Origin of the sequence: Cellulosilyticum sp. I15G10I2 (genome assembly GCF_900095725.1) — a bacterium.
Lineage (GTDB): Bacteria > Bacillota > Clostridia > Lachnospirales > Cellulosilyticaceae > FMMP01.
Genome location: NZ_FMMP01000008.1, coordinates 1 through 1,728 on the forward strand (window position 1 = coordinate 1; position 1,728 = coordinate 1,728).

The 1,728-nt window shown below is 38.1% G+C and carries 2 protein-coding genes; both read right to left on the reverse strand.

Annotated elements, in window-relative coordinates; genetic code table 11:
* Positions 1 to 83 precede the first annotated feature (83 nt).
* Entirely contained in the window at positions 84 to 980 is an 897-nt protein-coding gene (locus BN3326_RS08560) for an IS3 family transposase (RefSeq protein WP_141722887.1), read from the reverse strand.
* Complete coding sequence (locus tag BN3326_RS08565; protein ID WP_069998779.1) at positions 974 to 1,657, reverse strand: helix-turn-helix domain-containing protein; 684 nt, start codon at positions 1,655 to 1,657, stop codon at positions 974 to 976. The genes BN3326_RS08560 and BN3326_RS08565 overlap by 7 nt, the downstream gene beginning before the upstream one ends.
* Between the last annotated feature and the right edge of the window lie 71 nt (positions 1,658 to 1,728).

A 1,728-nucleotide genomic window follows, 5' to 3' on the forward strand; every position in this document is an offset into this window, starting at 1 on the left:
TGAAGTGCTCCCTGTCAAGTGGACAGTGGAAAAAATAAAAATCAGTTATAACGTCAACCCTAGATTCTGGTTGGCGTTATTTTTTATGCAGCTTTATTCATGAGATATTGCCTGTATTCAATTGGTGTCATGCAGTTAAGTCGTCTCTGATAGCGATGGTTGTTATAATAATTTATGTAATCGATGAGGGCTGCTTCCAGTTCATCATATGAGCTGAACTTTTTAAGATAATACATTTCGGATTTCAGCATTCCCCAGAATGCCTCCATTGGTCCGTTATCTATGCAACGCGATACCCTGGACATGCTCTGAGTCATGCCTGCATCATCCAACTTTTTCTTAAACGTCTTAGTTGTATATTGAAAGCCTCTGTCACTATGAAATATAGGTTTTACGTCAGGATATTCTTTATGGGCAATATCAAATGTTTTAAACACCAATTCATTGTTGTTTGAATGTCCAATGACAAAAGACACAATACTTTTGTCTCCTAAATCCAGTATGGCACTGAGATAGGCCTTGCCACCAACGCCATATTTCATTTCTGTCACGTCAGTCAGCCACTTTTTGCCGAATTCGTCTGCGTGGAATTCTCTATTCAGTACATTTTCTGAAGTGATTTCAGGTGTGGACTTGATGTAATTCCTTCTCTTCCTACGACATACAGATTTTAGGTTAAGTATTTTCATAAGCCTGTAGATTCTCTTTTCATTTACGCGGAAACTGTGCTCACGATTCAATTTAACAGTCATTTGACGATATCCTAGAATCCCTTCCTTCTCTTCATACGCATCTTTGACCAGCGGAAGCAGAGTCTTGTTGAAACGCTCGTTGTCACCTTCTTTTCTATTTAGCCATTTGTAGTATGAGGAACGTCGTATACCTGCAATATCACATAATTCTGTGATAGAATATGCCTTAGTCTTGTGGAGTTCCTGTATTGCAAGATATATGGTTTCATTCCTTACCTGGCTTAGGATCGCCTCCCTTCTATGTCCTTGAGTTTTTTTAGGAAATCTATCTCCATTTGTTTTCTATGATTCTCCGCCTCAAGCAGCTTATTCATAGCCCTCAGCTTCTCCAGTTCAGACATTTCATCCTCATCTTTTCTCTTCCCACGTTTATCCTGGAGGGCTTCAACTCCGTCTTTATCATATTTGTTCACCCATGTATAGACTTGCTGATAAGACACCATATATTTCTCGGCTGTCTCTGCATAATTGTTCTGGTGTTCTATACAATACTTGACAATTTCAACCTTCTCATCATAAGTGGTTTTTCTTCCATTGGTCATGATAGGCACACCTCCTGTTCCGGAAGCTTTTAGCTTCTCATGACTATTATACTTCGAAACCCAGTTTCGTAGCTGCCTATTGGACCTAATTCTATATTTTTTGCATATGTCCGACAGTGATCCAATACCATCCAGATAGTCTTTTACAGCCATATATTTTAATGTAGTAGAATACCTAGAATTCTTAGAAGTTGTGCTTAGACCATCAAAACCTAAGGATTGATAATTATCAATCCATTGTCTTAAAGTTGTGCAGCCTATTCCCGCCAAAGAGGCAATATGATTAATAGAATCCTTTCCTTCTATGCATCTAAGAACGTACTTTAGTTTCTGTTCTGCCGAAAAATTACTTTTTTGTCCCATAAAAATATGCTCCTCCTTACAGTAAACAGTTTTATTATTTTTACTGTCTACTATAAGGGGAGCATATCAAT

Bases quoted from the DNA above. Each gene is read 5' to 3' on its own strand.
- BN3326_RS08565 (WP_069998779.1), bottom strand. From the start codon at position 1,657: ATGGGACAAAAAAGTAATTTTTCGGCAGAACAGAAACTAAAGTACGTT.